This window comes from Bacillus thermozeamaize (assembly GCA_002159075.1).
Lineage (GTDB): Bacteria > Bacillota > Bacilli > ZCTH02-B2 > ZCTH02-B2 > Bacillus_BB > Bacillus_BB thermozeamaize.
The window spans coordinates 1-3,433 of record LZRT01000128.1; the positions used below are offsets into that span (position 1 = coordinate 1).

The window sequence follows — 3,433 nt, forward strand, 5'->3', positions numbered from 1 at the left end:
ACGGTACAAGGTATTGTCGGATACACCCAGTTCCCGAGCGACTTGCGCCACCGGTTTTCCCTGTTCCTGGATCATCCTCACGGTTTGGATTTTGAAGTCTTTGTCATACTTTTGACTCATCTTCGGACACCTCGATTTTGCTGAATTTATTGTCGCATTCTCGATTCTCGGTGTCCACTATTCAGTCTAGCATCATTGATGCAAAAGCTGCGAATCTACGTTAATCTGGTATTGAGCCATAACAATTCTCCTCCTTAGAGTGATGTTTCGACACCACCATTCTAACTGAGGGTATTGATTTATGGCTCCCTTTTTTTCGGGGGAGACTATCAATTTACACAATTATACGGACTCAACTAGAAAAACAGCGGGATGCCCTTTCCATTGATAAAACTTCCACGATTTTGCAGAAAAGTATTTACAAGAGGGAATATATGGATTACTATAAAGTCAACCTAAATTTCGAAAGTACCGTTCATTGAAAACATAAAAAAGTGCCCAAATCTTTGGTAGAATGGTGTTTGTCGAGAACACTACACCCAAAGAGAGGAGCACCTTTTAGGTGAAGTCTACCACACCCATCAGCAAAATCAAGACCGAATTTTCCTTACAAAACGCGACCAGTTTCGGCGGCATCAAAATCTTCCTGGAATACCTCGAAAAAATCAAGTTTGCCGCTGCTTTACAAAGGCTGTCATGCATGAAAGCAAACAACTCGCTGTTCCCCGTCTACCGTATTCTGCTTTATCTCGTCGTCGGCTGGATGCTCGGCTGCGAACGCCTCTTCCATTTCCGCAAGCTACAGCAAGACTCGCTTCTAAAGCGGTTTCTCGGTGGACGCTGTCCGCACCATTCGCTGTTATACAAAGAGTTGTCGCGTCTTAGCAAATCGCACCCGAAACTGTTGCCCGAATTGCGGTCGCTCAATCAGGAAATCATTGGACCTTGTTTACCAGAGGCTCTCATTCTGGACCTTGACTCCACCGTTGAAACCGTATATGGCGATCAGGGCGGAGCGGCTAAAGGCACGAACCCGCATAAGCCCGGCCGTAAGAGTTATCATCCTTTGCTGGCCTTCGAAGGACAGTCTCGTCTATTGTCAAGACCGATTGAAAATTCCTCAAAATAATCGGTTGAAAATTCCCCAGTAACAACGATGAAGTGCATTCGAAGCGGTCAAATTGCCACTGGTCTAGTCGGTCTGTTCAGGGTTGTTGCCGGTTGGTTCGGGCCTGAAAAAGCCCGCTTTCTTCTTTTCCTTGATGCGGTAGCTCTCCCCCTTGATGTTGATCGTGATGGAATGATGCAGGAGTCGGTCCAGTATGGCCGTTGCCAGCACTGTGTCACCAAAGATTTCTCCCCATGCGCCGTACGATTTGTTGGAGGTGAGGATGATCGATCCTTTTTCATAGCGTTCGGAAATGATCTGGAAGAAAAAATGCGCTGCGGTTTCGTCCATCTTCCGATATCCGATCTCATCGATGATCAGCAAATTTGGCTTCGTGAACATTTTCATTTTCTGCTTGATCGTTTGGGTATGGTGTGCCTGCTGCAGCGTTTGGATCATATCATGGGCGGTGGTGAAATACACCGTGTACCGCTGCTTGATTGCTTCCAACGCCAGAGCAACGGCCAGATGGGTTTTGCCCACGCCAGGCGGACCCAGGAAGATCAAATTTTCTTGATGCTCCATGAACCGCAAGGTGGCCAGATCCCGAATCCGCCGTTCATCAATGGAGGGCTGGAAGGAAAAATCGAATTGATCCAGCGTCTTATGGAACGGCAGATGTGCCACACGAGTCTTCATCCGGATAAACCGCTCCCGTTTGGCCGCAAGCTCCTCCTGCAGCAGCTTGTCCAAAAACTCCAAATACGATATATTGTGCTTGGCAGCTTCTTCAGCTTGGGTATGGAGCACTTCCGGAATCCTGCTCCAACCAAATTGCTGAAAAGCGTCCTGGAGGCGTTCTTGCAGAATCATTGCAGGATCATCTCCTCATGGAGCAATTGTTCGTATACGGACAAGTCGCGTTCCGCCACTTCGGGGGTTGCTTGACGAACCATTCGGGGCATGGATTGGGGGATCTGATGCTGGCCGGTGGTTCGAAGCCCCTCGAAGTGTTTTTTATTGATGACCGTTTGTTGTTTGCCGGTCGCTTTCTCATGCTCTGCGATGAGCTGATCTCCGTAGTAAATGCTGATCCGCCCGTTTCGCAGATCCTGAATATGCACAATTTGACCAATCCAATGAAAGGGAACGGAATAGCGGTTGTTCTCGTATGAGACCATCCCGTCGGAAGAAACCTTCCGTGCGTGTCGATCCACTTCCGCAAAGGGCGTCTGGTTGATTGGCTTGAGACCTTCCTCCGGCAAACGGAGACGAGGAACTTGATGCGTAGTTCCGTGCACCCGAACGTTGGCCACCGTATCCAGCCAGTGGCGAACTTGACGATTCAAATCGTCCAGGCTCGTGAATTGCCGGACGCGGGGCCAGAAGTTCTGACGGAGGTAGCGGATTCCGTTTTCGACCTTGCCTTTGGTTCTGGCGCGGTAAGGCCGGCAGTTTCGCAACACAAATCCGTGGTGGTCGGCAAAGCGGGAAAACCGTTCATTCCAGACGGCATGCCCCCGTTCGTCAAAGCCCGAGACAATGGTCTTCATGTTGTCGTACAGGATCACTTCCGGCCGTCCGCCAAAGTACTCGAATGCCCGCAAATGGCAGCCAATGAGGGTATCCAGCTTTTCGTTCTCCGTAAACTCCACATACATCATGCGGGAATATCCCAGGACCATGACGAAGGCATACATCCGCTTTGGCGTTCCATGCCAGTCTACCCGGAACCGGCCCCAATCCACCTGGGACTGATGACCGGGAGGTGTTTCAAAACGCACCGTGGCCTTCTGGATGACCGTGGGACGGTGTGGCTGCATGAAGGAGCGCAAAATGGTCATGCCGCCCGTATATCCTTTGGCCCGGATTTCATCGTAGATGACGGCAGCATTCAGGCAACCTTCCTGCATCCTCTGGAGAATGTAATCCTTGAAAGGGTCCAGCTTGCCGGGGCGGGTTACCTGTCGCTGGTAGGGAACCGGCTCCGATTTCTGCAGCCACTTTCGGATGGTTTTTCGATCTCTCCCCAATTCCTCGGCAATTTGTGTAATGCTCATTCCTCGTTTTCTCATCTCATGGATCATGTAAAACTCCCCATTCTTGATCATGTTGTCTCTCTCCTCCGAGGAGAGAGTGCGGTAAAAGTGGGGAATTTTCAACCGGTGATATTGGGGATTTTAACACCGTTTTCTACAACCCGCAAAAACCGGGTCATCCCATCATTGAATATATGCACCAAAAACTGGGCTAAGCGGTGATTCGCTCAAAATTGGGGATGACAATGAAATGTTTTTTCAGGACATATCCGTCCCTCTTTATTGG

The 3,433-nt window shown here is 49.7% G+C and carries 3 protein-coding genes and 1 pseudogene; 1 reads left to right on the forward strand and 3 read right to left on the reverse strand.

Annotated elements, in window-relative coordinates; translation table 11 throughout:
- Nucleotides 1–120, reverse strand: a 120-nt coding sequence (locus BAA01_14630; protein ID OUM84465.1) for a transposase, incomplete at its 3' end; no start/stop codon positions are given.
- Nucleotides 121–562: 442 nt separating this feature from the next.
- Here BAA01_14630 and BAA01_14635 point away from each other — a divergent pair.
- Nucleotides 563–1,096 (forward strand): annotated as a pseudogene (locus BAA01_14635) (transposase).
- Nucleotides 1,097–1,192: 96 nt separating this feature from the next.
- Here BAA01_14635 and BAA01_14640 read toward each other — a convergent pair.
- Nucleotides 1,193–1,981 (reverse strand): AAA family ATPase, encoded by a 789-nt coding sequence (locus BAA01_14640; GenBank protein OUM84466.1) that lies wholly within the window; start codon nucleotides 1,979–1,981, stop codon nucleotides 1,193–1,195.
- Nucleotides 1,978–3,219, reverse strand: coding sequence for a transposase (locus BAA01_14645; protein OUM84467.1), 1,242 nt, complete (start codon nucleotides 3,217–3,219; stop codon nucleotides 1,978–1,980). The genes BAA01_14640 and BAA01_14645 overlap by 4 nt, the downstream gene beginning before the upstream one ends.
- Between the last annotated feature and the right edge of the window lie 214 nt (nucleotides 3,220–3,433).